This is a genomic window from Bacillota bacterium (assembly GCA_013178305.1).
Taxonomy (GTDB): Bacteria; Bacillota; Sulfobacillia; order JABLXB01; family JABLXB01; genus JABLXB01.
Genome location: JABLXB010000001.1, coordinates 795086 through 822031 on the forward strand (window position 1 = coordinate 795086; position 26946 = coordinate 822031).

21 protein-coding genes are annotated in these 26946 nt (G+C 61.0%); 3 read left to right on the forward strand and 18 right to left on the reverse strand.

Annotated elements, in window-relative coordinates; all coding sequences use genetic code 11:
• Position 1 precedes the first annotated feature (1 nt).
• The 3 genes from HPY55_03750 to HPY55_03760 form a co-directional block, all read right to left on the reverse strand.
• On the reverse strand, positions 2-3097 hold the full coding sequence (locus HPY55_03750) for a S8 family serine peptidase (protein ID NPV69749.1): 3096 nt from the start codon (positions 3095-3097) through the stop codon (positions 2-4).
• A gap of 100 nt (positions 3098-3197) precedes the next feature.
• The gene (locus HPY55_03755; GenBank protein NPV69750.1) at positions 3198-4304 is read right to left on the reverse strand and encodes an S-layer homology domain-containing protein; all 1107 of its coding nucleotides are present in this window, start codon (positions 4302-4304) and stop codon (positions 3198-3200) included.
• A 551-nt stretch (positions 4305-4855) separates the two neighbouring features.
• The gene (locus HPY55_03760; protein ID NPV69751.1) at positions 4856-5302 is read right to left on the reverse strand and encodes a hypothetical protein; all 447 of its coding nucleotides are present in this window, start codon (positions 5300-5302) and stop codon (positions 4856-4858) included.
• 295 nt (positions 5303-5597) lie between these two features.
• On the opposite strand from HPY55_03760, the gene HPY55_03765 reads away from it, so the two are divergent.
• Genes HPY55_03765 through HPY55_03775 form a run of 3 tightly spaced genes read left to right on the forward strand, consistent with a single transcriptional unit; the run spans position 5598 to position 6486 of the window.
• The gene (locus tag HPY55_03765) at positions 5598-5957 is read left to right on the forward strand and encodes a toxin-antitoxin system HicB family antitoxin (protein ID NPV69752.1); all 360 of its coding nucleotides are present in this window, start codon (positions 5598-5600) and stop codon (positions 5955-5957) included.
• Between the two features lie 44 nt (positions 5958-6001).
• On the forward strand, positions 6002-6262 hold the full coding sequence (locus HPY55_03770; GenBank protein NPV69753.1) for a helix-turn-helix transcriptional regulator: 261 nt from the start codon (positions 6002-6004) through the stop codon (positions 6260-6262).
• 11 nt (positions 6263-6273) lie between these two features.
• The gene (locus tag HPY55_03775; protein ID NPV69754.1) at positions 6274-6486 is read left to right on the forward strand and encodes a helix-turn-helix transcriptional regulator; all 213 of its coding nucleotides are present in this window, start codon (positions 6274-6276) and stop codon (positions 6484-6486) included.
• A gap of 694 nt (positions 6487-7180) precedes the next feature.
• On the opposite strand, the gene HPY55_03780 is transcribed toward HPY55_03775, so the two are convergent.
• The 15 genes from HPY55_03780 to ablA all read right to left on the reverse strand — a co-directional run bounded on the left by HPY55_03780 (position 7181) and on the right by ablA (position 26870).
• Positions 7181-9832, reverse strand: coding sequence for an S-layer homology domain-containing protein (locus tag HPY55_03780; GenBank protein NPV69755.1), 2652 nt, complete (start codon positions 9830-9832; stop codon positions 7181-7183).
• A gap of 594 nt (positions 9833-10426) precedes the next feature.
• Positions 10427-11542, reverse strand: coding sequence for an FtsX-like permease family protein (locus tag HPY55_03785; GenBank protein NPV69756.1), 1116 nt, complete (start codon positions 11540-11542; stop codon positions 10427-10429).
• A gap of 200 nt (positions 11543-11742) precedes the next feature.
• Positions 11743-13497 (reverse strand): efflux RND transporter periplasmic adaptor subunit, encoded by a 1755-nt coding sequence (locus HPY55_03790; protein NPV69757.1) that lies wholly within the window; start codon positions 13495-13497, stop codon positions 11743-11745.
• 491 nt (positions 13498-13988) lie between these two features.
• A complete protein-coding gene (locus HPY55_03795; GenBank protein ID NPV69758.1) occupies positions 13989-15392 on the reverse strand; it encodes an oxaloacetate decarboxylase subunit alpha in 1404 nt (467 codons plus the stop codon).
• 26 nt (positions 15393-15418) lie between these two features.
• Positions 15419-16018: a YIP1 family protein gene (locus HPY55_03800; protein ID NPV69759.1), complete on the reverse strand. Its 600-nt coding sequence runs from the start codon at positions 16016-16018 to the stop codon at positions 15419-15421.
• 70 nt (positions 16019-16088) lie between these two features.
• Positions 16089-16922, reverse strand: a complete 834-nt coding sequence (gene sppA, locus HPY55_03805) for a signal peptide peptidase SppA (protein NPV69760.1) — start codon at positions 16920-16922, stop codon at positions 16089-16091.
• 159 nt (positions 16923-17081) lie between these two features.
• Positions 17082-18698: a CTP synthase gene (locus tag HPY55_03810; GenBank protein ID NPV69761.1), complete on the reverse strand. Its 1617-nt coding sequence runs from the start codon at positions 18696-18698 to the stop codon at positions 17082-17084.
• 31 nt (positions 18699-18729) lie between these two features.
• The gene (locus HPY55_03815; GenBank protein ID NPV69762.1) at positions 18730-19368 is read right to left on the reverse strand and encodes an MBL fold metallo-hydrolase; all 639 of its coding nucleotides are present in this window, start codon (positions 19366-19368) and stop codon (positions 18730-18732) included.
• Positions 19369-19381: 13 nt separating this feature from the next.
• Entirely contained in the window at positions 19382-19786 is a 405-nt protein-coding gene (rpoE, locus tag HPY55_03820; GenBank protein ID NPV69763.1) for a DNA-directed RNA polymerase subunit delta, read from the reverse strand.
• A gap of 306 nt (positions 19787-20092) precedes the next feature.
• Entirely contained in the window at positions 20093-20344 is a 252-nt protein-coding gene (locus HPY55_03825) for a DUF2283 domain-containing protein (GenBank protein ID NPV69764.1), read from the reverse strand.
• A gap of 145 nt (positions 20345-20489) precedes the next feature.
• A complete protein-coding gene (locus tag HPY55_03830; GenBank protein ID NPV69765.1) occupies positions 20490-21242 on the reverse strand; it encodes a hypothetical protein in 753 nt (250 codons plus the stop codon).
• Positions 21239-22810: a D-lysine 5,6-aminomutase subunit alpha gene (locus HPY55_03835; GenBank protein NPV69766.1), complete on the reverse strand. Its 1572-nt coding sequence runs from the start codon at positions 22808-22810 to the stop codon at positions 21239-21241. Before HPY55_03835 ends, HPY55_03830 begins: the two co-directional genes overlap by 4 nt.
• The gene (locus HPY55_03840) at positions 22782-24485 is read right to left on the reverse strand and encodes a hypothetical protein (GenBank protein ID NPV69767.1); all 1704 of its coding nucleotides are present in this window, start codon (positions 24483-24485) and stop codon (positions 22782-22784) included. The genes HPY55_03835 and HPY55_03840 overlap by 29 nt, the downstream gene beginning before the upstream one ends.
• Positions 24482-25609 carry a hypothetical protein gene (locus HPY55_03845; GenBank protein NPV69768.1) on the reverse strand — a complete coding sequence of 376 codons (1128 nt, stop codon included), beginning with the start codon at positions 25607-25609 and terminating at the stop codon, positions 24482-24484. Before HPY55_03845 ends, HPY55_03840 begins: the two co-directional genes overlap by 4 nt.
• 4 nt (positions 25610-25613) lie before the next feature.
• Positions 25614-26870 carry a lysine 2,3-aminomutase gene (ablA, locus tag HPY55_03850; protein ID NPV69769.1) on the reverse strand — a complete coding sequence of 419 codons (1257 nt, stop codon included), beginning with the start codon at positions 26868-26870 and terminating at the stop codon, positions 25614-25616.
• Between the last annotated feature and the right edge of the window lie 76 nt (positions 26871-26946).

Here is a 26946-nt window from a genome sequence, read left to right on the forward strand (position 1 = left end):
CTCACAACCCGAGACGCCTGATCAGTCCTTCGCGCAGCTTCTCCTTCTCCGGGTCGCTGCTTGGCTCTGGAGTTTTCGCTGAAGCAGGAGGCAAATCCTTCACAACCAGCGTTTTGGACATGATGGGCTTGCCGCGCATGAGCAGAGTAATCTCGACTTCACTCGGGACAGTGACAGATAGCGTGACAGCCCCATCTTCCAGGGCGTGAGTCCTGCCGTTTATCATCACGGCTATTTCACTCCACGGGTCGTATGAGGCACGCGCAGATTTCACCGTTACAAAGCGGCTGTTGACTCCGGCCAGGCCGCCAAGCTCCACCGACCACGCAGTATCGGTATCACCGGCAATGACAAGCGGTACGCTGGCCAGAAGCGAGCCGTTGCTGTCGTCCACGACCTGGACTTCCATCTCTCTGGGCCGCCCGGCCGGCGTGGGAATGTCGAAAGATGCCGGTAGGGCTTCATCTTTTTCGAGATACGCGGGGTTCTGCCGATCCCAGGTAACGGCGGGGTCATTCTTAAATGCGCGCAAGGTCAACTCGCATCGAACGTCAGATCCCGTGTCCCTTGATTCAACGAACAGCATATAAGAGCCGGGGGCAGGGTCCTTCAAGTCAATTCTCTCGTTAGACGACCCCAGGGCTGCGGATGACGCGACCTCTTTCCACCCCGTCTGCGGGTCAAACACATGCAGGTAGAGGTCGACATCCGCACGCGCACTGGACGGGTGGCAAGTCGACGCCAGTATGCGGGAAGTGCCTTCCGTTACCGTGAACGCCCTGCTGAACGAATGTTGCCGGGGGACGACGATGACCTCGTGGTCCGCAGTGCCGGACCGCTCGGCGCGCGACGCCGCGGCCAGCCGTATTGTGGCGTTTGCCCGGTAGTTGGCGAGGCCGAACGTCACTCTGGCTGAGCCGTCGGACGGTCGATACTCGACGGACGGCGGCCACGGGGCAACCAGGAATCCGAAAGACGAGACCGCAAGAGTCACGGGGACGTCACGGTCACCCCCGTCCCTGAACAGCACGATCTCCCACACGCCGGCCTCCGGGTCGCGGACCACCTTGACCGACCTTGACGCGGCGGGAAGATCCGCCATGTAAGCGCGCTTTCCCCCGGGCCCGACAACCTGGATTTCCGCCCCTTCTTCGCCCGAATTCACTCCATCAACCCTCAGCTCGGTGCAGCCATGCGGCACCGAAACGAACTGCCTCCTCACTTCGCCCGGCTTGAGTGGCGCGGACGATTCAGGCCACAGGGTACCCCCGGCAGGCAAAGGACTCGCTCGAACGACAGCATGCCTGGCCATCATTATCGTGCGACCCGTACGCTCATCGACGCCGCGCACTACGGTGGATTGTAGCCCCGGTGGGATGTCACCGTACTCAAACACGAGGCTTCGCTCACCAACCGCCGGAGCAATCAGCTTCGCCTGCCGGGGTTTGACCCACTCAGACTCACTCCGGAAGCCCATGCTGGAGGATTCCCCGGAGAAGTTGTCCACGTAGAATCTCGCCGACCCCGGGACAAACCCCCTGGCAAACAGCCCACCATCGCGGTGGCCTATGGGGTCTTCCGCCACCACCGTCATCGGCGCTCTGAATCCCGCTTTCAACAGGTCGAAGGCCCGGGACACATCGAGGACTCCGCCACCCTGCTCTATCACCGTGGCGCTTGAGACTCTCCGGCCACCCTCCGAAAGCGCCGACAATGCGCTGCGCGCATCGGGCCGTACACCGGCCACATCGCACGCACTCACGAGTAATGCGGAACAGCCGGCTGCATAAGCCGCCGAGACCGCAGTCCCAGTGGCCAGCGCATACCCACTTCGCGAAAACCATGTCGGCACGGTAGAAGCGGCGGACACGGGCGCGAGCACGTCCGGCGCCCAGCCGCCCACCGGTGTTGGCCCTACTGCGCTGCGCGACCAGACTCCGGGAGCATCCGCAGGCCCCGTCGCCCCACCTACGGCAATTGCCGACACACTGTCCGTCGGGGCCTTACAGGACTCCAGAGCGGGTCCCCCGTCACCGGCCGCGAACAAGACAACTACGTTGTACCTACTCACGACATCGGCAATGAGTTCCCGCAGGCCCTGGAGGTGCTCGTCCGTGAGGATTGTCAGACCCGTGTCGACGAGAATGACTCTGGCGCCGCTGCGCGACGCGTGTATGATGGCCTGGCTGATGGCCTCCCAGGACCCCCTGCCGCTGGAGTCCAGGACCTTCAGCGCGATCAGCGTCGCCCCGGGAGCGACACCGTTCATTCCCTCCTGGAGTCCCCTGGCGGCGACCAGGCCGGCCAGGAATGTGCCGGTCCCCAGCGAGTCAAATCCAAGCCTTACCGCGGACCCGTCCCGGGATATGCCCGCCACCACGAAATGCACGGCTGATGAATTGACGTTGCCGGACTTGTCGCGGAATCTCGAGAAACCCCCGGATTCCCCAAACGCTCCCACCGGCACCTCGTCGGTAAAATCCCGGTTCTGGTTGGTGTCAACGTAGACGCGGCTGTAGACTCCCTTCTGCGCGTGGTCTATAACCAGCACCGAAAACACGTCGGTCGTGAGCCCGTTGCCGTTGAGGTCTTGCCCAAGCGCACCTCGAGCGTCCAGCGCCGCTTCGCGGAGTACGCCGACCCTGAGAGCGCCGCCGGCACTCCGGAGGTTACCCGTCTTCAGGCGGCCGAACCTGGTGTCTACCCAGCCTCTCGATGGAATGACCGGCTCCGTGTTGACCAAGCCTTCATCCGTGAAGTCAGCCCACTCAGTAATCTTTGCCGATCCAGCCGGCGTGCGCTGGAGGTCTTTGTGGCCGGGATCGATACCGGAGCCTATAACCGCCACGGCCACCTTACCGCCATTCACGCGGAGACTGCTCGAGAGGCTTTGCGCGCCCAGGATCGACGCCGCCTGCACGTTCAAATCGCCGTTAAACTGGCCCAGGGGAGTCATCTTGGTTCTCGAAGTGGAAGGGTCGACAGTCAGGAAGTCTGAGTCAGGAGCGTCTGTCGAGGCGCGAGCCGTGTTTAGCACAGTAAAACCGGACACGAAAGCGTTCAGGGCCAGTATGGCCGGAGAGCGTCCTGCTGACATAAGAAAGGACACCAGTAAACACACTGTTATCAGCGACCCGGCCCGCTTCACGTGTCGACTTCCCTTCCTGGACAACCGGTTCGAGCCTCTTCGTGAAGGCCTATTGGACTATCGTGCTGAACGCCTGGAGGAACAGCACCGTCCCGTCGTTCGCGACGCTGCCCTGAAAAACGTCCCCCTGGCGAACATCAGCAAGAGCGGCAAGTGAGCCGTCACGGTAGATGATCGTATCGCGGTCAATCCTCATGGTCTCGACCCCGGAGCCTGCCACCCTGGCGGTGAGGCTGAAGGCAGGAACGGACACCGTGAGCACCCTACCCCCGGTGTTCATCTTCGCTACATCCATGAGCCTGACCACCCCACGCTCGGAATCGAAAACGAAGTACGCTCTATCCCCTCTAGAGACTGCGGAGAAGGCCGATTTGTTCCGTAGAACGTGCACCTCGGTGTCGTTACTTACCACGGCGCGCTTCGTCACGCCGACCCGATCCACGTACGACACCGTACCGGTGACTCCATCTATGTCATCGACATATCCTACGTCATCGATGTAGCGGGCCTCGACGAAGGCGGGGGAACTTCCCGAGTCGTTGATAACGTATATCTCATCAAGCGCTCTAATGTCTCCAGGCGCACACCGGACGCCGTTCCTGAATAGCGCGGTGTCAGGTCCTACGTTGACCCTGGCTCCACCCATTGTGGTGTCGATGGTTATGACTCCCGCTCCAGCATCAACACTTCGAACTACTCCCCCCAGGTCGTACCTGTTCCCCCTGAAGGCCATCGCCCGCCAGATGAGGGCACAGGCCTCCGAGAACCTCACGGGCTCATGCAGACGGAGGTCACCGCCGGGGTCTCCCACCAACCATCCAAGATGAAGAGCAGTCGAGACCTCGCCTCGAGCCCATTCGGGAGTGTCGTCCATGTTTGCTGGGAGGATGCCTGTGCGTTCTGTCGGGACAAACGGCTGCAACACCCTGACAAGCAGGACGGTTGCCTCTACACGACTCACAATCGAATCCGGCTTGAACCTGCCGTCGCCGTACCCCTTCACCCATCCTCGCTCGTAGGCCGCACCGATGCTGGGTGCAGCCCAGTGCCCAGCGCTCACATCCCGAAACGGAGAAAGCGGCCCAGGCGCACCGCTGTCAGTCTGATCCATCGTCACACAGCTGAGCAGCAGGTGAGTAAACGCGGCGCGGCTCATACCCTCCTCCAAAGCCGGCACCGCGGGCATAGAAGAGAAGCATCTTCTGGCTTTCAGGGCCTCCACGTACACGTCCGCCCATCGCCCCGGCGTATACGCGCCCACAACCAAAGGCCCGGTGCCTTTCCCCACAAGGGCAACTGCAATACTAAGGACTAACGAAGTCAACAGCAGTCTGCAATTGCTTATCAGTCGACGCTTAGGCATAAGGCCTACTTCTACATCCCACTTCGCATAACCTACTGCCCTGAACTCTCAACATGCTCCGATGGGCTACTGTTGGTAATGGGACTCACACCCACTAGCAAAAGCGCCCCGCCGGGCGCACAGATCACTAAAGGCCCCCCGCGTGTTGTTTCGCGAGGGGCCCCTTTCGGCGAGTCATCTGACCTTGGCAACATCTCGTTCACGCTTCCTCTTGGACTTCTGCGCCCTCCTTACCGTGGTGACCGCCTGCTCCATACGGAAAGTGCCATACGGAGGTCGGGTTATACTTCGATCATCAATCACGAACGCCTCTTTCGGCAGATCTTTCGGCGTCGCCATGCCATTCACTCCAGTCTGTCGTACATTAATCCGAGCCGGTTCGCAATGTTCACCCAGATTTCATGACTGTGCTCTTTCCACGCTTGTTCTTCGGTTGTCTCACCAGAACGGACCTTCGCGATCCATTTAGGCGTGAGCCTGTCACGCTCCGCGATCCATACCACCTTGATTCTCCAGGCTTCCGCTATCTTCTTTCCCGTCTGCCTTGACAGCAGATACCGGGTTTCGTCGCATCCCACCACGTATACCGATTGGATATTCCTTTCAGGGCCACCGTGGTAGTACAGAAGGGTAGCATCCTGGTATGACAAAGATGATCTACTGGTGTGAGTATGAATCTGAATATAGCGTTTACCGGCAACCATCTGGTTTATGTGCTGTGCCATATAGACTGAGCTGTCGTCACCCTCGAGGAAAGCCCCGAGCAAACCGCCGTCTTGAGTATCAACCATGGACGCCCATTCTCTGCCCGTCTTCAGGGTCATCCCCAGGAGTCTAGCGGCTATCTCCTGTGCAGCCCTTGCGGCTTCCGGAGACCATCCATGACGCCCCCAAACGGTCTTGGAGAATTCTCCGGCTGCGGACCATGTGCCATCATCACGTCTTTGCCATCGCCTAACATATGCCAAAGCAACACTATTATATCATGCCTCGATGTCAAACCGTGGCACTACGACTCTGGAGAGTAACATCACATCAAGGCTATCTACGTAAAGCTGGCAATCAAGGCGTTGGGAGAGATGGCGGATGAATAGAACCCTCGAATACTATCTGAGACTGCCATATCGGGTAGTCCTGCATCCCGCAGAAGAAGGAGGCTACGCCGCTGAAATCCCGGAGCTACCCGGGTGCATAAGCCAGGGCGAGACCATGGAGGAAGCGCTCAAGAATATTGAAGCCGCGAAGGCGTCTTGGCTGGAGTCGGCCATTGAAGATGGCATCGAAATACCCGAACCGACCGCGCAGGATGAATACTCAGGCAAACTCAACATCCGGATGCCCAAATCCCTTCACCGTGCCCTGGCCGAGCGGGCTCGCGAAGAAAGGATCAGCCTGAATCAGCTCATCGTCTATCATCTTGCACGTGGCGTTGGATACCGCCGGTAGACGCGAAGGCCATCGAGTAAGGCGAGCGTAAGGTACCGCGGTGAATGATGGCGACCTTCGCAGAGCGGCTTCGGTCTTTACGCAACTCAAAAGGACTGACCCAGGAGAAGTTGGCCGAACAGATTGGCGTTAAGCGGTCAACAATCGCTGGTTACGAGGCTCCCAGCAAAGAACGCGAGCCGGACTTCGATGCTGTCTCAAGACTCGCCAATTACTTTGGCATCTCCACGACCTACCTCCTCGGCTACAGCAACGTCACGAACCCCGAAGCGTCAGTCGGTCTTTACGCAACTCAAAAGGACTGACCCAGGAGAAGTTGGCCGAACAGATTGGCGTTAAGCGGTCAACAATCGCTGGTTACGAGGCTCCCAGCAAAGAACGCGAGCCGGACTTCGATGCTGTCTCAAGACTCGCCAATTACTTTGGCATCTCCACGACCTACCTCCTCGGCTACAGCAACGTCACGAACCCCGAAGCGTCAGGGTGTTTTCGTTTATGTAGGCAAGACCCGTCTCGTCCCCATCCTTAAGGCCTTGAGTCCCGGACTTCCCGACCGACCGGAAGACAACACCGAGGGTTCCGAGGAGGTACTCGAGGAGGACATGGAGGAGTAAAGGATTACTTCTTCTGGCGCGTCAAAGATGACGCCATGGAACCGCTACTTAGGGCTGGGTATGGAGGTCGGGGATGGCGAGGTCGCGGCGGTAATCGTCAACGGTCATGCGAGTGTAAGACGGATCTACACAAGTGGCAGCGTCACTGTCCTGAATTCGGACAATCCCGCAAACCCACCGATTATATCTTCAACGCGGGAGGTGCATATCGTAGGCAAGGTCGTGGAGGCAAGATTCAAGCTGGCGTAGTCCTACAACGGAACAAGGGCCCTAGCATACAAAAAAGCCAAGACAGCCCGTCGCGAAAACAGGGAGTGTTGGCTTTTGTGCTCTTACTGTCATGTCGAGAGTTCCGCCTGTCTTGCATAGCATTCAGCCTTGAAGGTTGAACCAACATTCACTCAACGACGCTACCGACCATGGGAGGCACTCTGCACCACGGTATACTCCGAACTGCCGTTGTACTCTCCGGCTCCCTAACCCGAAACAAGAGGGCCCGCCTTCCGCGGGCCCTCTCCTCGGCTGCCCCCTGGGGCAGCCTGCCTTTCCCTCGCACCCATATCAGCCGTAACAGCATCCGGCCCCGATGTTAGGCGCGGCTCCAGCCGATTATGGAGCAGGTGAAACCACCAGGAACTTCAGCGTCTGCCCAGCCGCTGGAGTCGCGCCAGTGTAGAACTTGACCCAGTCAAGCGCCTGGACTTCTCCGAACGTGATGGCTATCGGATCCTTGCTGGTATCCGTCCAGCTCCAGTACTGGGTGTCGTCGTCGACATAGTACCAAGCATCGCTCGCGCCGATCGCTATCCTCTTGGTGCCCGAGGACTTGACGCTGTATACCTTCGCCGCGGTGCCCTGGTCTATCTCGTCATACCACGTTACTGTGCCGCCGGACATCTTGTAGCTGATCACATCACCCTTAGCGAGACCTGCCCAGTCGTAGCTAGCGCCGTCCAGGCCACTCTTCATGGGCTTCTTGACGGTGGTGCCAGACGAGCTCAGGATCTTGACATACGGCCCGTCGGCATCATAGCCCTTGCTCATGACCATGGAATACGTAGCATCCGACGCTACTGCCTCGTTCACCGCGATGTAGGTTATCTCCCCATCAGATTGCTTGTAGCCGACTACGTCGATGGTCGCGGGGGCCGTAAGAGCGTCAGCGGCATCGATCAGGTCCTTCGCGGTCACTACCTCCCAGTCATCCGGGTCGGACGCGCTGACGTCGAACACCACCGCGTTACCAGCGGCCCACGAAGTCCCATTCATCTTGATGTAATTGAGATCCGTATCGCCGTCTGAGATCGTCCACGTCGCCGGGCTCGTGAGATGGCCGAGAATCTCGAAGTTGTCGATAGCGCCATTGGACTGCAAGGTGAACCTCACCAGAGGCTTGGCTGCCGCATTGATATCGCCGGACTCAAATTCCCAGGCGAGAGTGCCGCTGTTCCAGGCGTCGTCGCCGACATCGAAGAACACCCGGTTGGGCGAAGCAGTTTCCCTGCGAGCCTTGGCAAGCTTCGCAGAGTCGGAGTTCACCGGGTACTTGTGGAGCGCGCCGTCCTTGGTGAAGATCTCGATGTCAGTCGTGCTGTAGCCGGCGCTGCTGGTCGAGCCGAACACCTCGGAGACGACGCCGTACATGGCGTTCTCATACGACTCAACATCCGAGATGATGGCGCGGATGTAGCCATCGCCGTCGGTCATCGCAGTCACGGTGTTGCCGAGCACGTCACCAAGATCGCTCGAGTTGACTTCTACGAAGGAATCCCCACCATCCGTGGACAGGAGCAGGAGGCGAGCAGTCGTGCCGCCACGCCAACCATTGTAGCTGGTCCCGTTGATGGTGAAGCTGGTCAGGCCCACGTTGTGCTCTTCAAGCTTGCCGCTGACCTTCGAGTCGCGCGCCGACAACTTGAAGTCGTAGCCGTTTGCACTTGACCCCTCGTACACCCACAGGAAGTCGCCCGGCTTAATATCCTTCACGTCAGCCAGCGCGCCATTGCGGAACACGATGTACGTCGTGCTGCTGAGCCCGACCTTGTTGTTGAAGTTGGTCAAGCTCTGGTTGCCGTACGCGCCATCCTTGAAGCTGATCTTCTTGGTGGTGGCGTTGACCGTGTCGACGATGCCAGGAGTCGATCCCTCGCTCGTGCGGACGTACGCAATCTCGCCGTCCTCGTTCAACAAAGTGTAGACCTTCTGATACTTGGTGTCGTCGAGCACAGTACCGTCAGTCACGCTGGCATACGTAGCCCAGGTGCCAGCGATCTTGGACAGCGCAGCCGAGTTCACTGTGTAGCTCTTGTCGTTGATCTCGAACTTGCTGTCGCTGACTACCTTGGCCTCGGTATCACTCAGGGAGCCGTAGTTCTTGACTTCAGCGTAGATGATCTCGCCGTCGGTGTTGGTGATGTAGTCGATGATCTTGTTCTCAAGGCTCGAGTAGTGGGCTACGCCATTGAGCACGACGCTCTTGTTCACAGGAACGTCGGCCGTTGTGGCGCTGAACCCACCATCGTCGTTACCAGGATAGACAGTGATATACCACTTGTCACCCCTGATCTCCCAGCCCTTGCAGAGGGCATCTTCCTTCAGAGCACCCTCGAAAGCCTCAGAGAGGATGGTCTCGACAGGGGTGATTTTAACGAACTTCTCCCTGTCCTTATCCCATTCATGCTTCTCGACCTCAAGGGACTGCTCCGCAAACCAGGCAACGATGCCCCTGGTGGCGGGAGCGCTGCTGTCAAAGGTCACGCCGTCGCTGATGTCGAGGTCGGCGGCCTTCACGAGATACTCGATCGGCCAGTCGCCAGGCAGGTTGTCGTTGTAACCGAGCAGCCTGCAGAGGACGGTCAGAACCTCGGCGTTGCTGATGTTAGCCTGAGGCTTGAAGGTCCCATCAGGATAGCCCTTCATGTAGCCCTGCGATACCGCCAGGTTCACCCAGCCGGTGTACCACTCGCCAGCCTTGACATCCGAGAACTTCGAAGGGCTGTTCTTCAGGATGTCCCCGCTGGACTTGAGGCCCGCCAGGACGCAGGCGATCTTCGCAAACTCAGCGCGGGTAATGTTGTTGTCAGGCTTGAACGTCCCGTCCGGATAGCCGGCCAGGACACCCAGGGCCGCAAGCTTCTCGATCTTATTGGCGGCCTTATTGCCGGCAGTGTCACTGAACGCGGCACCGGCGACGCCCGTAAACCCTGCGAGCACCATGGACAGTACGAGCAGAGCTACGAGAGTCTTCTTGAGATTCCTCATTGTCCGATCTTCCTCCCCTTTGAGAAAGTGTGGTCTACACGAACTTACTTCTCTGTGTTGTTCCTCCTCGGTTCCCTAATCCCCCCCTTCAACAATCGCACACCTTGCGGGCTTGCCATTCTTGCCTGCTCCCGCCATTTGCGGAAGCCTGAAACTAATGAACCACAAATTCGGTCCGCATACGCATTTTTCCTGCTCAGGCGAGCTTCCCTCGGTCAGGGAGTTGTTGGAACCAATAAACTCGGCAGATTCTCCAGGAACCTGCCAGCATGCTACATTGTACCAGACGTACCTTATATAGTCAACGACAACCAGGCCTCGCTCGTCTCAGCCGGTTCGCCAGCCTGAGCCCGGTTCCTCGACATAATACATATATTCGCTGAGCGATCAGGTTTTCGACCGAAAGTCATGAAGTGTATTCGCGGGGTTTTTAAAAAATCCTCCACCCGGAAGCCATTTTGACCAGAGTCATCCTTATCTGGCTGGCTGGTTTGACGTGCACAGGATGGATAAAGTTCCAGCCAGGAAAGCCAGGCCGCAGAAAAATCGGGCGGCACCGCGGTGGGCGCGGTCACCAGGCCGCGGTCCGTCCGCCTACTCGTACCGCAGGGCTTCGATGGGGTGCAGGTTGGCCGCCCGCGCCGCGGGGTACACCCCGAAGAACAGGCCGACCAGTGATGCGAAAAGGAATGCGGTGGCGATAGCGGAGGGGGAGACGACTGTAGTCCATTGCGCGAACCGGGCGATGGCGAACGAACCGCTCATACCCAGGATGATTCCGAACAGCCCGCCCAGGCAGCTGAGCACGATCGACTCGACGAGAAACTGCAGCAAGATGTCGCGCCTGGTAGCGCCGAGGGCCTTGCGGATGCCGATCTCGCGGGTGCGCTCGGTGACGGACACAAGCATGATATTCATGATGCCGATGCCGCCGACGATGAGCGATACTCCAGCGATGAGTCCCAGCATCAGCGTGAGCGTGCGGGTCATTTGATCTATAGTAGACAGCACTTGGTCCTGGCTTGTGACGATAACCTGGTCGCGCCCGTCGATGGGAGGGAACTTGCGGCGGTACAGCTCGGTGATGTGGCTGGTGGCGAGGCGAGCGACGTCGGTACTCCTGGCGCGGGCGTACACCACGTTCACCCAGGCGTTGCCGGCGAGCCGCTGGGCGGCCGTCACGGGGACGACTATTGTGTCGTCGTAGTCGCGACCCATGGATGCGCCCTTGGGCGCGAGGATTCCGGCTACGGTAAACACCTGGCCGCTCACAGTCACGGTCTGGCCCACAGGGTCGATGGACACGAGCCCGGCGTCGCCGAACAAACGATTCACCACGGTCCTGCCCAGCACAGCCACTCTACGCCTGCCGGATACGTCCTCGTCTGAAATGAACCTGCCCCTCTCGACGCTGAAGTCGCGCACCTCGAGGAACGAGGGGGTCACGCCCTCGATTGTCGTGTCGGTATGGGAGCTACGCCACTTGACTGTGCCCGCGACGCTGATACTGGGCACCGCGGCGCTGATGGTGGGGACACGCTTCGGCAGGTCCTCCGCATCCTCCACCGTGAGCCGGGCGTTCCTCATCGGGGTGATGAATATAAGGTTAGAACCCAGACTGGCTATGTCCTTCGAGACGCGCGCCGTGGCGCCCTGGCCGATCGAGACCAGCGCAATAACGGCGCCGACGCCGATAATCACGCCGAGCATCGTAAGGAACGACCGGAGCTTGTTGGCGCGTATGGCCGACCAGGCAACTGCCAGACCTTCACGGATGTCCAATCAGACGGTCACCACCCAAGGCTCGAAGACCGCATACGGCTGGTTGGGGCCCCTCAAGACCGCACGGTGGCTGCCGGAGAGCGGCGGCCACGCTACGCGCGGAGGCAGACCTGCGGCCCGCCGGCCTGTCACCGCCGGTTCGTCTGCCGCTGCGTGCTGCTCTGCGCCGGTCTCACCTGCTGAACGCGCACGCCCGGCCCCATCATCGGGATCATCATTCCACGGCCCTGCTGCGCGTTGGGGTCGAACGCGGCCACAACGATCCGTTCGCCCTCCGAAAGGCCCTCCAGGATCTCGACCGTGTAGTCGCTCTTGAGCCCGACTTTCACTTCCCGGGCCTCGGGCTGCTTGCCGTCGGCCACGACCCTCACGAATGACCTGCCCCCTGCCTGCGTTACGGCCTCCGCGGGTACGAGCAGCGCGTCATCCTTGGCGGCAGTCACTATGTCCACGCTGGCGGTCATGCCGGCCCTGATGGCCGACGCGGGGTTGGGTATCTCCACGGTGATGTCGAACGATGAAAGGCCGCTCTTTGGCGTGCCCTCGGCGGCGATGCGCGAGACGACCCCCTCGAATACCTGCCCGGGCAGGGCGTCCAGGGTCACACTCGCCTTCTGGCCTATCGACAGGTTGGGTACGTCGACCTCGTCCACCGATAGGACCAGGCTCGCTTTCGTCATGTCGAGAATGGTGGCGAGCACGTTGGAGCCGCTGGTGCCCGACCTCGCCCCACCGGTGTCCAGGGTGTCGCCTACCTCGACGTTCCTGTATGACACCACGCCGTCCATCTCGGCGCGTACGGTCAGATCGTTGAGCTGCTGGAGCTTGCTCTCCAGGTCCAGGGCCGTCCTCTTGATCTTCAACTGCTGGGATTCGATCTGGATGGCGAGGTCGTCGCCCTCGATGTTGACAATGGGGTCACCGGCGCGGACGACCTGGCCGTCGGTGGCGCGGATCTTGAATACGGAGCCGCTGACGCTCACCCTGACGTCCCTCTGCGATCTCCACTCGAGCTGGCCGAGCCTGGACACAACGCCGCCGTTGCCGAGCGCGATGTCGGCGGAGCCGGCCAGTCCGGCCTTCAGGAGTCCCGGATTGTCCACCGCTATTTCGACCCTGTGGTACATCGTGTTGTCGCCGGCGGCGCCGGTAGCGGCAACTGAGATGACTTTGCCATCGAATGTGCCGGAGAAGTTGTCCAGCCTGATCGTGGCCTTATCGCCCGGGTGAATGGAGGCAGCCTCGGGGGTAGTGGCCAGCACGACCATGAGCACCGAACGTTCGTCGACGATGGTCCCTATTGAGGTCCCCTTTGTGACGCGGGCTCCTGCGGATAGCTTCATGTTGACGAGGCGGCCGGAAGCAGGGGCCGTGACTGTGTACTGCGAGGACGGCGAAACACCGAGCGCCTTCTCCACCGGCATGTCGAGCATCTGTGCGAGCGACTGCTGTTCCAGCCTGAGGCTTATGCGCGCCTGCTCCACCTGGTTCGCAAGGGTGTCGTTGGTCATCCTGATGAGTGCCTGGCCGGCCTCTACCCTGTCGCCTTCCTGGAACAGCACCTCGGCGACGGTCCCGCCTGTCTTGGCCGTGACATTCTGCTTCTTGAACGCCTGGACGGTGGCGGTGCCCGAAACCCTGACCTCGATGTGACCCTTCTCGACGTGGCCGAAGGAGTAGACCGGCTTGGGCTGGCCGCCGTTCGTTGAGCCGAAAGCCCTGTATGCGATGATGAGGAGGACAACGACAACGGTGGCCGCGACGATGCGCGCCGGGGTCCCCCATTTCTTCATTTTGAAAACCCGCAACAGCCTGCCCATCCCCCCGGTGCCGGCCCTCTTTGTGGGGTTGACACTGTTAATGTTCGCGCTGCCAGGATTCAACGGGCGACCCCCTAACGCTGCTGAAGTCGCGGTTATTTTGCATTGTCCAACCTGGACCGATGTGCTTTTCCACGGTGGTCTACTTCCACATATGGCGAGGCTTCCCTGCAGGGATAAGGAACAAACAACCGGCTGTACTACAGCCGGCGTATGACTTCGCGGCCTTCGTATCGAGATACATCCTCAGCGAATTCCCGATCCGTATTGCGCCGAGCGTCGTTCCGCACCCTTCTCTGGCCGAGTGAGTAGAATTGACGCGGGTCGGCGCAAGGCAAAAGAGTGATGAGATGGTTCTTCCCGAGCTGGAATGCATCATGGTTCCCATCGTATCGTGCGTGAGCGCACAAGACCGTGCAGGTATCGTGCGTACGCACACGATAGGGGCGAGGGCAGACAGACGGCGCCCGTCTCGCCGGGCGCCGACCCGTGTGGCGATTTTGTCTATGACGGCCTGAGTTATCTCGATCCTTTCATCTGCGACGTCCCACAAATCACGCAGGATAATACCCCGCCGGGTGCTCCTTCTTCGCGCCCTCTACTATGTTATAGTCCACCTTGCTGCGGGCAGCCAGGCGCTCCTGCAGGAACTTCATCGCGACCTGCGGGAACAGGGCGTACGACAGCACGTCCTCGATACTCTCGGCATAGTTCGCCGACTCTTTCTTCGCCTGCTCCAGGCCGGGTTCGATGTGGTTGGCGGGCCTGTCGGTGATCGGCTTCTCGTCGCCGATTACTCTCTTCCGCACGTCCTCGTCAACCGGAGCCGGCGGCTGTCCATAAAGACCCTTTAGGTACGCTTTGACCTCGTTTGTCACCATCTTGTAGCGCTCGCCGGTCAGCACATTGAGCACCGCCTGCGAGCCGACGATCTGGCTCGACGGCGTGACCAGGGGCGGGTACCCGAGGTCCTTGCGAACGCGTGGGACCTCCTGGAGCACCTCGCGTAGCCTGTCCAGCGCGTTTTGCTGCTGCAACTGCGAGATGAAGTTCGAGACCATGCCACCGGGTATCTGGTAGATCAGCACGTTCGTGTCGACGGTCGGGCCGGCCACGTCGAACTGGCTGTAGTGCTTGCGGACGTCCTTGAAGTAATCGGAGATCTCGGCCAGGAGCTCCAGGTCGAGGCCGGTGTCGTACGGGGTGCCGCGGAGCGCGGCCACGAGCGACTCCACCGGCGGCTGGGACGTGCCCAGGGCCATGGACGATATGGCGGCGTCTACCACATCGCAGCCCGCCTCGATGGCCTTCAGGTAGCTCATGGAGGCCATGCCGCTGGTGTAGTGGCAGTGGAGCTGCACGGGGATGTCGAGCTCCTCCTTCAGGCGGCGGACGATCTCGTACGCGTCGCTCGGGTACAGTATCCCGGCCATGTCCTTGATGCAGATCGAGTCGGCCCCCAACCCCGCCAGGGTTTTCGCCTTCTCGACGTAGTGCTCGACGTTGTGCACGGGGGAGATCGTATAGCAGACCGTGGCCTGTACGTGCGCGCCCTCGCGTTTTGACACCTCGATCGCCTTCTCGAGGTTCCGGATGTCGTTGAGCGCGTCGAATATCCTCATGATGTCGATGCCGTTAGCCACGGCTCGCTTCACGAACTCCTCGACGATATCGTCGGCATAATGCCTGTAGCCCACGAGGTTCTGGCCGCGCAGGAGCATCTGGAGCTTGGTGCGCTTGAATGCCTTGCGTAGCGCGCGAAGCCTCTCCCACGGGTCTTCATTGAGAAACCTCATGCACGTGTCGAACGTCGCCCCGCCCCACACTTCGAGGGAATGGAATCCGACCGCGTCGAGTTTCTCCGCCACGGGCGTCATGTCCGCCGTCTTCATTCGCGTGGCAAGCAGTGATTGGTGGGCGTCTCTCAGGGTGGTGTCGGTAATCCTGACGGCTTTCAACGCAAATCACCTCTAGACTCTACTTTCTACTTGAACGATGTAAAACCCGGAAACTTCATGATAGCTGCGGCGCCGATAATCGCGAGCGAACCCAGGGCCAGCAGGATAACGACCGCCAAAGGAAGCAGGACCGCCGCCGCCGACCTTCCCCCGCTGAGCGAGTGAGATTCGCGTACCGCTATGACGGCCAGCACGGCTACCCACACCCCCAGGGCCAGAGTCACCACGGTACGCACGCCGGAACCTGCGAACGCGGGGATCAGCGCAACCGGACCGAGGAGCAACCCGGGCGCCTGGCAGAACCCCAGCAGGGACAGCAGGGTGAGCCCGCGACCATTTCCACCGAAAGATTCTGCCACAAGGTCCAAAATGCCTGCGACCGCGAACCAGGTGGCCAGCCTCCACACCACTGCCAGGGTCGCCGAGGCTGCAACGACGCCGGACGAACCCGATCGCTCACCTGTGCCGGTGACCCAGTCCGCACCCACCACGGCCCCCTCAACCACCGCCACGAGCACCACCACGGCGACTGCCTTCCCGAGCAGTGACTGAGACTGCGCGAGCCGGCGCAGGGTGACTGCAGGCTGAAACACCATCCCGTACACGATGTCGAACAGCTCACTCATTGCCGACCCTCCAGGTCCGCCGCCAGCGGCCGAGGCGCCGCTGAGCTCCAGCGGCGCGAGTAAAAGGTGTCTACCGGAGTCCGCCGGACCGGAGCAGATCCCTGGCGAACCAGAGCTTCATGGGGAGACTCTGAAGGCCCGGCAGGCCGGTCAGTTCCCTGCCCAGAGCGGGGGCGCCCAGCAGTGAACCCAGTGCTACCCTACCCTCGAGGAGGTCGAGCAGTCGCTCGAGCGGGCTCACCTTTCCGAATTCCTTGAGCGTCCAGTCGTCTTCAATACCTGCAGCCTCCGCGGCGGTAACAAGCGCATCCTCGACGTTCCCGAATTCGTCCACGAGCCCGAGTTCCCTGGCCTGCCTCCCCGTAAAGATCCTTCCGTCGGCCAGGCTCCGCACCTTCTCCATGTCCATCTTTCGTCCCGCGGCCACCGTGTCGAGGAACTGCGCGTATATGTCGTCGACCATGCCCTGCAGTATGGCCCTTTCCTCGTCCTCGAGCTTGCGGGACATGGAGCCGATATCTTTGTAGGGACCGCTCTTGACGGTGTCGATCTCGACACCGATCTTCTTCATCAGCTGCTCGAGCCTCGTAACCTCCATAATGACACCGATACTGCCGGTTATGGTCGCGGGGTTAGCAACGATGGCGTCCGCGCCCGCAGCGATCCAGTACCCGCCCGATGCGCACACGTCGCCCATAGAGGCGACCACTTTCTTGCCCGACTCGCGGAGGTGCTCGATCTCGCGCGATATCTCCTGCGATCCCGCCGCGCTTCCGCCGGGGGTATTCAGCCTGATCACCACTGCCCCTACCTCGCGGTCGTCCGCGGCCTCCCTGAGTTGCTCGACGATGTCGTCGGAACCGCACTGATCGCCCGACAGGCCCGACGCGCCCCTACCGCTCATGATTATTCCTTCAATATAGATAATCCCAACGGCCCGGCCGGAGCGCGCCACGCCGGATTCTCGCGCCGAGCCGCCCGCCAGCACAAGCACGACAACCGAAATACAGGCCAGCGAAACGATGGCGATCCCGCCGGCCCTTCTCAGCCTGTCCTTCAAATCCTACTCTCCCTTTCGCGCCGCGCGGTACGCGAGCGCCGCCTTGACGAAGTCCCGGAATAGGGGGTGTACCCTGGTTGGCCTCGACTTGAACTCGGGGTGGAACTGGGTTCCGACGAACCACGGGTGTCCGTCGAGTTCCATCATCTCCACGAGATTCCCCTGCGGCCACACGCCGACCGGCTTGAACCCCGCCGCAGCCAGCTTGTCGCGGTAGGCATTGTTGACCTCGAACCGGTGCCTGTGGCGCTCGTATATGAGTTCGGTCCCGTAGGCTCCGAATGCCTTCGTCCCAGGAGTCAACCTGCACGGATACGCGCCGAGCCGCATGGTCCCACCCATGTTCTCGATGTCCTTCTGCTCGGGCATGAGGTCGATCACCGGATGCCCGGTGTCCGTTTCGAATTCCGTGCTGTTGGCGCCTTTGAGCCCCAGTACGTTCCTGGAGAACTCGATCACCGCGCATTGCATCCCCATGCATATCCCGAGGAATGGGACTTCCTTCTCGCGCGCGTAGCGTACCGCGTTGCACTTCCCCTCGATACCGCGGTAGCCGAACGCGCCGGGTACGAGGACTCCATCGTCGTCGCCGAGGTGAATGTACGCGGGGTCACGCTCCAGGTCCTCGGAGAACACCCAGTGTATTTCGACTTTGCAGTCGTTGGCGATGCCTGCGTGGGCGAGCGATTCGGAGAGGCTGAGGTACGCGTCGTGCAGGGCTATGTACTTACCGACCAGGGCGATCCGGCAGTGTTTCTCCGGGTTCTTGATCTTCTTCACTATGCCTCGCCACTCGGCCATATCCTTCTCACGGCTGCTGAGCCCGAGTTTCCTCAACGCGATGTTGCCCAGGCCTTGCTCCTCCAGGAGGATCGGCACCTCGTATATGCTCGCCGCGTCTATGTTCTCGATGACTGCATCTTTCTCTATGTCGCAGAACAGGGCGATCTTGTCCTTCATCTCGCGGGTGAAGGGGTTCTCGGTCCTGGCCACGATGGCGTCGGGCTGAATACCGATACTGCGTAGCTCCCTCACGCTGTGCTGCGTGGGTTTAGTCTTCTGTTCTCCCGAGGCGTGGATATAGGGGACCAGCGTAACGTGTATGTACATTACGTCCTCGCGACCGACGTCGCTCCTGAACTGCCTGATGGCCTCGAGGAACGGGAGGCTCTCGATGTCGCCGACGGTGCCTCCGACCTCGCATATCACGATGTCGGCCCTGCTCTCGCGTGCGACACGCATCAGCCTTTCCTTGATCTCGTTGGTAACGTGAGGAATCACCTGCACCGTGCCACCCAAGAACTCGCCCTTGCGCTCCTTCTGAATCACGGAATTGTAGATTTTCCCCGTGGTGACGTTGTTGTTCTTGGAGAGGTTCACGTCGATGAAGCGCTCGTAGTGGCCCAGGTCGAGGTCGGTCTCGGCGCCGTCCTCCGTAACGAATACCTCACCGTGCTGGAGCGGGCTCATGGTCCCTGCATCGACGTTGACGTAAGGGTCAAACTTGAGGGCGGTGACGTCGAAACCCCTGCTCTTAAGCAGACGGCCCAGAGATGCGGCAGTGATGCCTTTCCCCAGGCCGGAAACGACGCCTCCAGTCACGAATATGAACTTCGCCACGATGCATGACCCCCGGGATCAGATTGTCCAATCAAGCGTATTCTAGAACATATACCTTCCTCTGTCCAACGAGATCGTCCTTCCCGATCTCCACCGTGGTGCTGCCCACTCGCATGCCTCCACCCACTCTCTGCAGGAACGGCTCGACGCCGACGATCGGGAACGACATGGCGTCGGTCTTGTAGTGCATGGGAATGACTACCCTGGGGTCGAGCCGTTCAACCACATTCGCGGCCCCGGCGGAGTCGATGGTGTACGTGCCGCCTACCGGTACGAGGAGTACATCCACTTTGCCGATCGCGGTCGCATGTCCAGGCGCCAGCGCGTGCCCGAGATCGCCGAGGTGGCACACGGACATGCCGTCCACATCGAACACGAACACCGTGTTGGGCCCGCGCTTGGAGCCCTTCGCCTCATCGTGGAATGTGTCGATGCCCCTGGCAGTCACGTCGCCCAGGCTGTGCGAGCCCGCGCCCCGGACTACCTTCGGTTTTCCCTTGACGTTGCCTACCGCGTTGTGGTCAAAGTGCTCGTGACTGACTGTGACGAAATCGGCCTCGATGGCGGGTACGACATAGCCTACGGTCTCATCAAATGGGTCGGTGAGGATCCTGGTACCCCTGGCGGAGGTAATCAGGAAGCACGCGTGACCGAGCCACTTGATCTTCACTGCGGTCCCTCCCTTAGTCCGATTCGGCTGTCCAGTCATTATCTTCCTCATCCGCGCGCCGGACTACATCGGATTCGTCGCCCGATCCCTCCTCCTGTGTCCACCGTTCGGGCTGGCGCGACCTCTGCGGGATTACCTGGGAGCCGGCATGCCTGGCGCCCTGTGGCTTCGGGGCCCACTCCTTGAGTCCCCACGCGCCGGCGCCGGCGTACGTGAAACGGGGGTCCAGGTTAATCTCGGTGTATATTCTGGCCATGACCTTCGCCAGGTCGTACGAGACTATCTGCTTGACTTCGACTACCTTGTCGATGAGCTCGCGGTAGTCCAGGGGTTCGCCAGCGTTCCTCAGAATCTGGTACGCAACCTCGACCGCCGGTGCTTTCGGGTCCAGCGCCGGGCCGTTGGTTTCATCGGGCAAGATGCTATCACTCCTCGACTTATCTTGACTGCCGGGGGCGGCCTCGCGGCCGCCCGGCACTCACAGAGTAATTTTACCAGATTACCGATTTTAATCAACGCCGGTGAAAGAATTGTATGACGACGAAGGAATTGCCTGTTGGTACGGATGTACTGTAGGCATACACGCGTGTTCGACCCTTCGACCCGTGTTGTAATAGAGGAAAAGGATGGAGAGATGATCCCCCTCAAGCCACGCCACCGGAGAAGGTCAGAGCACCTGAAGGAGCGTTCGTTGCAGAGCCGCAGAATCAGTCATCCAGGAGATTTATGGAAGATCGACTTTGAAAGGCAGCCTGCTCATTATCGACTTCTTGTCCTGCCTTGAGTACCACACTACTGTGGCTCCTGACAATCGATTCCCTCGAATAGAGTACCTGAAGTGCAAACCCTCAATCTCCGGGTCTTCCCGAGACACCGACGGCACCGGTTTCCCCAGGCTGATATATAGCACGTCCGCATTCTTGTCATAGTGTACTCTTGGATAAACGTCTGGGCGACTACTTGTGAGACTTGACATAATTTACCCCTCCATACAGTTGTGCCCCTTGAAAATCGTCCTGATACATTGCCGTTATAATTTGCGCTGGGTCTTTCGAACCGTCTACAACAACTTTGCATAGAAGATTCCGAAGTAGCGGTCGCTGGTCTGGCCTACACACAAGCTACCTGGCCCGCAGCCCGCGCCTCACCATCTCCTGCACGATGAACGCCCCGACGTCCGACGCGACGGTGCCCGGTCCGAAGCCGGCGTCGTAGCCGATCTCGATCGCGAGCTCGTGCGAGATCCTGGGACCTCCACAGATGAGCACCACGCGGTCGCGATATCCCTCGGCCTCGAGCAATTCAACCACACGAGTCATCACGGGCAGGTGCTGCTGCTTCTCTGTGACGACCTGGGAGACGAGCACCGCGTCGGCGTTTTCCTGGATCGCCCTGGCGACGAGTGCCTCGGGAGGCACCTGGCTTCCCATGTTAAACGTAATCATCTCGGAGTATCGCTCCAGGCCGTAATTGCCGTGGAAACCCTTCATATCCATGATGGCGTCAAGCCCCATGGTGTGAGCGTCCGTCCCAACGCAGGCGCCGACGGCGACAACCTTCTTGCCGATGTTGTGCCGGATATACTGGTTGATTTGCTCCATGTCCATGGGCTGAATACGCGCCTTCGGCACGTGGATTTTCGTCATATCGACCGTATGCCTGCACTTCCCATATACCACGAAAAAGGTGAACTCCAGTCCGAGGTCTTTCATGCACACGACAAGCGGGTCCTCCAGCCCCATCTTGAGAAGGAGTTGCTTTGCGGCTTCCTTCGCCTCGTCCCCGCCCTTGACCGGGAGAGTGAAACTCGTCTGGACCCAGCCATCGTTCATGGCATCGCCGTATGGCTTTACCGCGGTCAGGTCATGGCTCATCCCCGTTCACCCCCCAGGATGAGTTCGGGGAACGGGTTGAAGTACTGCGGCCCCTTGACGAAGGCCCCGTCACGCCCCTTGCCGCCGTCTCTCGGCCGCTTGACCCGCGCGAACATGCCCTTCTCCAGCGCGGTGAAAAGGCCCATCCCGTCCACTTGCCCCAGCATCTCCACGGCTTTGACGAGGACGTCTTGCGCCCGCTTCTGGATCTTCCCGCCCGGCCGGATGACGATTTCCTCGCCCAGATGGCGGGCGGTGTTCATGACGTACTTCGCGTTTTCCAGCGAGAGCGCCCTGTCCTGGAGGTGCGGTGTGTGGATCGCCTCGGTGTGCATGCCGAGGAGGTGAATCCCCTGGCCTGTCAGCACCGAGGTGAAGTTGAACATGCCATCGAGGACGTGGGTCCTGAATATGTTGCCGCTTGACGACCTGGTCGGGGGCATGTACTTGATCGGGGCATTCGGGAACAGCTGCCGGACGAGAAGCGCCTGGGCTATCTCGTAGAGCAAGCCGTCCTCCATGTCCATGTTGATCTGGAACGCGTGGCCGAGGCCCATCTGTTCCACTGGGACGCCCGACAGCAGAGCGAATTGCTCGTTTATGAACTGTGAAGCTACGACGGTGTGGAACGACTCGTACGCGTCGTCGGTTGTCAGGTAGTTGTCCTCGCCGGTGTTGATGATAATCCCGCCGAACCCCAGCAGCATGCGCGAGAAGTGCTGGTCGACGAATGTCCGCTTCGGGTTGATGTCGCGGAAGAGTATCCCGTACATGCTATCGCTCAGCATGACGTCCAGCCGCTCCAGCGCCCCCATCGCTGCGATCTCCGGCATGCACAGGCCCGAGGAGTAGTTGGTAAGCCTTACGTACCGGCGGACCTCCTCCGATACGTCGTCGAGCGCCTTGCGGATTATCCGGAAGTTCTCCTGCGTTGCGTATGTACCGCCGAACCCCTCGGTGGTCGGGCCGTATGGCACGTAATCCATGAGGCTCTGGCCGGTGGAACGGATCACGGCCACGATGTCCGCGCCGAGCAGTGCCGCAGACTTGGCCTGGGTCCTGTCCTCGTATATGTTGCCGCTCGCCACAATGATATAGAGCCATGGCTGAAGCCCAAGGCCCAGCCGCCCAATCATTCCGTCGCGCTCGCGACGCCTCGCGCGTATGGTCTCGCACGCCGTCGTGGCCAGCTCCGAGGCGAGTTCCCTGATCGCTCCCTCATCGCCTGCGGGGAGCCTCGTTATGTCAATGGTACCGCGCGCGACCTCTTCGGCAACCTGCTGCGCCGAAAGGTCATGGTGGAGCATGGCGTTGCACACCCAGTGCGCGGCGCCCCTGTCGAGCCCGCCTCCCGCCTGGATCTCGTCCACGACCACGTTGGGCAGGGGCTTCCCGTCGTCGTCTACGCCGTCGATCCCGAACAACCTGCAAACCGTGCGCTCTATGGATGTCGTGCTGTGGGCGTCAATGTGCCCCTTCATTTCCAGGACGATGGACCTGGCCAGTTCCCTCGCGCGTCCGATTTGAGTTTCGTCCAGGTCAAGCGCCTTTCGAACACCTGCCGTCACTGTCCATCACCTCCAACACACGCTTCCTCGAATTCAGGAAGCCCTCGGCCAGCTTCAGCAGCTCATCGTCGAGCCCCAGTAGCCGCGCCACTACCAGCGCGTCCTTGGGAGTCTCGGCCTCCTTGCCGGCCCGCTGCAGCCTGTAGTCCATGTTCTTGAAAAGCCATTCAAGCCCGGCGTCGGGGGAAGACAGGATGCTCGTTACCCCCGATAGCGACGCCCCCGCGAGGCCACGCACCTGCCAGTGCGCGACTCCCTCTACCGAAGCCAGGCCGTCGTAGTGCGTGGCGAACACCGTTATCGAGTTGGTGTCCCTGAGATATCGCAGCACCGCAGCCGAAAGCGCGAACCCCTCAGCCGGATTCGTGCCGCGGGAAAGCTCGTCGAGAAGTATGAGTCCGCGTTCGTTCCGCCGCTTCAGCGCAGGTTTCAGGTTGGACACCTCCATCCCGAAGTTGGAGAGTCCCACCGTCTGGCTGTCCTCCATGGCGGAGAAATAGATGAATCTCCTGAGGCTGAATCTGAACGACTTCGCGGGCACCAGCAGTCCATATTGCGCCATCGCCACGACGAGACCCAGGGTCTTCAGAGTAACGGTCTTGCCGCCCATGTTGGGACCGGTTATGACTGTAGCGCCATGGAGCAGGCTAATGCTGACCGGAACCAACTGCTGCCCGCGCTTCTTGAGCGCCTCCTCTATGAGGGGGTGGCGACCTTCCTCGAGCGCGAGTTCGTCATCCGCAATTTGGGGCCGCACGCAGCCGAATTCCTGTGCGAGCCTGACCTTTGCGAGGATGAAATCGAGCCGGCCGGTGCGCTCCATGGCGGCGGACAGCCAGCTCCCGCGGATCCCGATTTCGCGGGATAGTTTCTGCCTTACCCGCTCCTCCTCGCGATACTCCTGGCGTTTCAGGGTGTCGAGGTCATCCAGCAGCGCCCTCGCCTCGGAGTCCTCGCGCACGCGGTAATAGGAGTAGCCAGCGGAATCGCGGGCGTGCGCCAGGTTGGGGTGGCCGGCAGCCTTCTCGACGATGGCCTCGTCGGCCATCGAAACCGGCACCTCCCCGCGGAAATTCGGCGATACTCCTATTGCGGCGGCCACGGCCTCGCGAAGCGCTCTCGCCTTCTCGCGGTAAGCCTTTTCTTTCTGCCGCTTCTCGGAGCGGACCTGGCCGAGCTTCCGCGAAAAAGATTCGTCTATATAGAACCCACTGTCGCCGCGGCCCCTGGGGTCGAGGATCGCCTGCAGGTCGTCCAGCGCGGGAGGCATGACGTCGTCCGGATGCGGCCAACCGGATTCCCTCAGCGTGCGCCGGAGTTCAGCGACGGTCAGGCACAGGCGCTTGATCTCGTACAGTTCCACGGTATCGAGGAGGCCGCCGTGAACGCTCTTGGCGATCGAGCCGCGCAGGTCTTTTACCTGGGCCAGAAACCCGCACATCCTCTGGAACGTCTTAGGTTGCCTGGACCAGGCGTTCAACGCGCTCTCCACGACAGCCATCTCGGCCTCGAACGCCGGTTCCTGCCCTGGCATGAAGGGCCGCGCGCTGGTCTTGAGGTCCTTCCCCACTGCCGTGAACGGCTCGAACCTGTGCCAGAGTCCCCTGAACCCGATGGCGCCGGCGGTGGTCTCGTTGAGGAACTGCAGCGTACCCTGGACGTCCTGTTCCTTCACCGCCCGTCACCTCCCAGGTTCTCGGCCTTTCCCAGCACGAGGTCGAATACGGGTATGCCTGAAGCCACCCGCGCCACACGGCCCAGGAACTCATCGGGGTTGAAGGACATTCCCCCCGGTGCGACCGGGTTGATAGTGAGCGCGAGTATCCTCACCGGATGCACCACGCTCATCCGCCCACCGAGCCTCCTGAACCTGTCCCATACGCGCCGCGACAGGAACATCCTCGTCGCGTCGTGCGCCAGTACCTCGACCTGCTTGACGCGGTCGCGCATCTCCATGAGGGGCTCGAGTATCGCGTCCACCACGGCGCCGCCGAAAACCACGGCGCGGGTGCTGTCGGAAATGAGAGAAGCGATTGCCCCGCCGGCTTCCAGGGCCGTCTTCAGGTGAAGCGGCCTGATCGCGTACCTGTCGTCAATCAGTGCGACAACCTTGTCGCGGTCGGCCCGCCTCGCCGCCTGCAGCAGCATCGCGTCGGCCGGCGAGCGCAATCCGAAGAACTCCACCAGCAATGCAGTCCTGTCGAGTACCTCGGTCATGGTCGGGGCAACGGCGGCCCCCGTCGCCACGATAGTACAACCGGTTATCGTCGGCGCCGCCGATGCGACGCGGTCTATGGCCCCGTCGACGAACACCGGGGTCGCGCCGTGCCGCTGCATCGCCTCAATTGTCTGCCTCAGCTGGCTGGCCGTTTCGGGACCGACGATCTCGACGTTTCCGGGCTCCATCACGCGGCCGAGCACCACGTCGCCCATCAGCGTGGTGTAAGGCAGGACCTCGAGTATCTCAGCGTAAACCTCGCTCTCCCGCAGGGTAGCCTCGGCAGTGGCCAGGAGACATCCCTCGGGCGCGTACACGAACGGCTTCTCCTCGGAGGTGACGACGTCTATCCTCTCACCGTCACGACCGGTAGACGTGATGCCAGGGGTGAGCCCGTCCTCCTCTGCCTGCCTGACGACGCAGTTGAGGGTGACGGTCTTCCCGACATTCTTCGCCGTGCCGACTATGGCCACCGTCTCGACGCCGGCGGCTCTTACGAGGTCGATCAACCGCATGTGTTCACCGCCTGGAATGCGCCGCACACCGGCGCGGACCGCCGGACCGGCGGTCAGGCCGTTCAACCACCTAGTGCGACTTACGCCTCTTCAGCCTCTCCACCCCTTCGGGCTCCAGGCTGACCTTCTTGCCTGTAAGCAGCCCGGCCACGCCGGTCGCGATCTGCGTTTCGGCGCCACCGCAAAGCGGGCACTCCTCCGGCTTGTGCGGGGTATAATCCGGTTCCGTGTAGGAACAGATGACTCCCTCGTAGTTGCGCAGGATCACTTTGGTGTCCGACATCGAGATGAGGTACTGCGGCATCACGGGGATCTTCCCGCCCCCGCCCGGGGCATCCACCACGAACGTTGGGACGGCGAATCCAGACGTGTGCCCGCGGAGCGATTCGATGATCTCGATACCCTTGGCGACCCTGGTTCTGAAATGCTCGAGCCCCCAGCTCAGATCGCACTGGTAGATGTAGTACGGCCTGACGCGGATCCTCACAAGCTCGTGCACGAGCTTCGTCATGACGTGCGGGCAGTCGTTGACCCCGCGCAGGAGGACCGTCTGGTTGCCAAGCGGGATGCCCGCGTTGGCCAGCATCTCGCAGGCCCTCTTCGACTCGGGGGTCATCTCCCTCGGGTGGTTGAAGTGCGTGTTCAGCCACACCGGGTGATACTTCGCCAGCATCTTGCACAGCTCGGGCGTGATCCTCTGCGGCAGGACCACCGGCGCCCGCGAACCGATGCGGACTATCTCCACGTGCGGGATCTCGCGCAGCCGGCTTATGACGTATTCAAGCATGTCATCGGGTATCAGCAGCCCGTCTCCGCCGCTCACCAGGACGTCGCGTACTTGCGGGGTGCGACGGATGTATTCGAGGCCCTTCTCGATCCTCTCGCGCGGCGCCGCCTCGTCGTTGACACCCACCAGGCGCCGCCTGGTGCAGTGCCGGCAATACATAGAACACTGGTCGGTCACGAGGAACAACACCCTGTCGGGGTACCGGTGGGTCAGCCCCGGGACCGGGGAGTCGATGTCCTCGTGAAGCGGGTCGGCCATGTCGGCGGCCGAGCGCTCGACCTCCCTCGCCGTGGGGACGGCCTGCCTGCGAATGGGGCAGGCCGGGTTGCCCTCCTCGATCAGGGACGCGTAATACGGCGTGATCGCCATCCGGAGGGTCTGCAGGCACTTCCGGACGCCCTCTTCCTCTTCCGCGGTAAGGGTGATCACCTGCTTGAGCTGGTCGAGCGTGGCGATGCGGTTCCTTACCTGCCACCGCCAGTCATTCCACTCCGCCTCAGTGACGTTCTTCCACAGCGGTATGTCCCTGAACGATCTCATCGACCTTACCTCCCGTGCCGTTACTTTCGAAGCGCGCAGAAGTCCGGGGGGCCGCATGCGCGCCTGCGCCCCCGTC

What these genes read in the sequence shown, in the direction of transcription:
- HPY55_03780 (NPV69755.1), bottom strand. Translation starts at nt 9,832, where the DNA reads ATGAGGAATCTCAAGAAGACTCTCGTAGCTCTGCTCGTACTGTCCATG.
- HPY55_03765 (NPV69752.1), top strand. Translation starts at nt 5,598, where the DNA reads ATGAATAGAACCCTCGAATACTATCTGAGACTGCCATATCGGGTAGTC.
- HPY55_03760 (NPV69751.1), bottom strand. Translation starts at nt 5,302, where the DNA reads ATGGTTGATACTCAAGACGGCGGTTTGCTCGGGGCTTTCCTCGAGGGT.
- HPY55_03830 (NPV69765.1), bottom strand. Translation starts at nt 21,242, where the DNA reads ATGAGCCATGACCTGACCGCGGTAAAGCCATACGGCGATGCCATGAAC.
- HPY55_03785 (NPV69756.1), bottom strand. Translation starts at nt 11,542, where the DNA reads ATGCTCGGCGTGATTATCGGCGTCGGCGCCGTTATTGCGCTGGTCTCG.
- ablA (NPV69769.1), bottom strand. Translation starts at nt 26,870, where the DNA reads ATGAGATCGTTCAGGGACATACCGCTGTGGAAGAACGTCACTGAGGCG.
- HPY55_03750 (NPV69749.1), bottom strand. Translation starts at nt 3,097, where the DNA reads ATGTCAGCAGGACGCTCTCCGGCCATACTGGCCCTGAACGCTTTCGTG.
- HPY55_03770 (NPV69753.1), top strand. Translation starts at nt 6,002, where the DNA reads ATGATGGCGACCTTCGCAGAGCGGCTTCGGTCTTTACGCAACTCAAAA.
- HPY55_03800 (NPV69759.1), bottom strand. Translation starts at nt 16,018, where the DNA reads ATGAGTGAGCTGTTCGACATCGTGTACGGGATGGTGTTTCAGCCTGCA.
- HPY55_03755 (NPV69750.1), bottom strand. Translation starts at nt 4,304, where the DNA reads ATGAGCCGCGCCGCGTTTACTCACCTGCTGCTCAGCTGTGTGACGATG.
- HPY55_03825 (NPV69764.1), bottom strand. Translation starts at nt 20,344, where the DNA reads ATGTCAAGTCTCACAAGTAGTCGCCCAGACGTTTATCCAAGAGTACAC.
- sppA (NPV69760.1), bottom strand. Translation starts at nt 16,922, where the DNA reads ATGAGCGGTAGGGGCGCGTCGGGCCTGTCGGGCGATCAGTGCGGTTCC.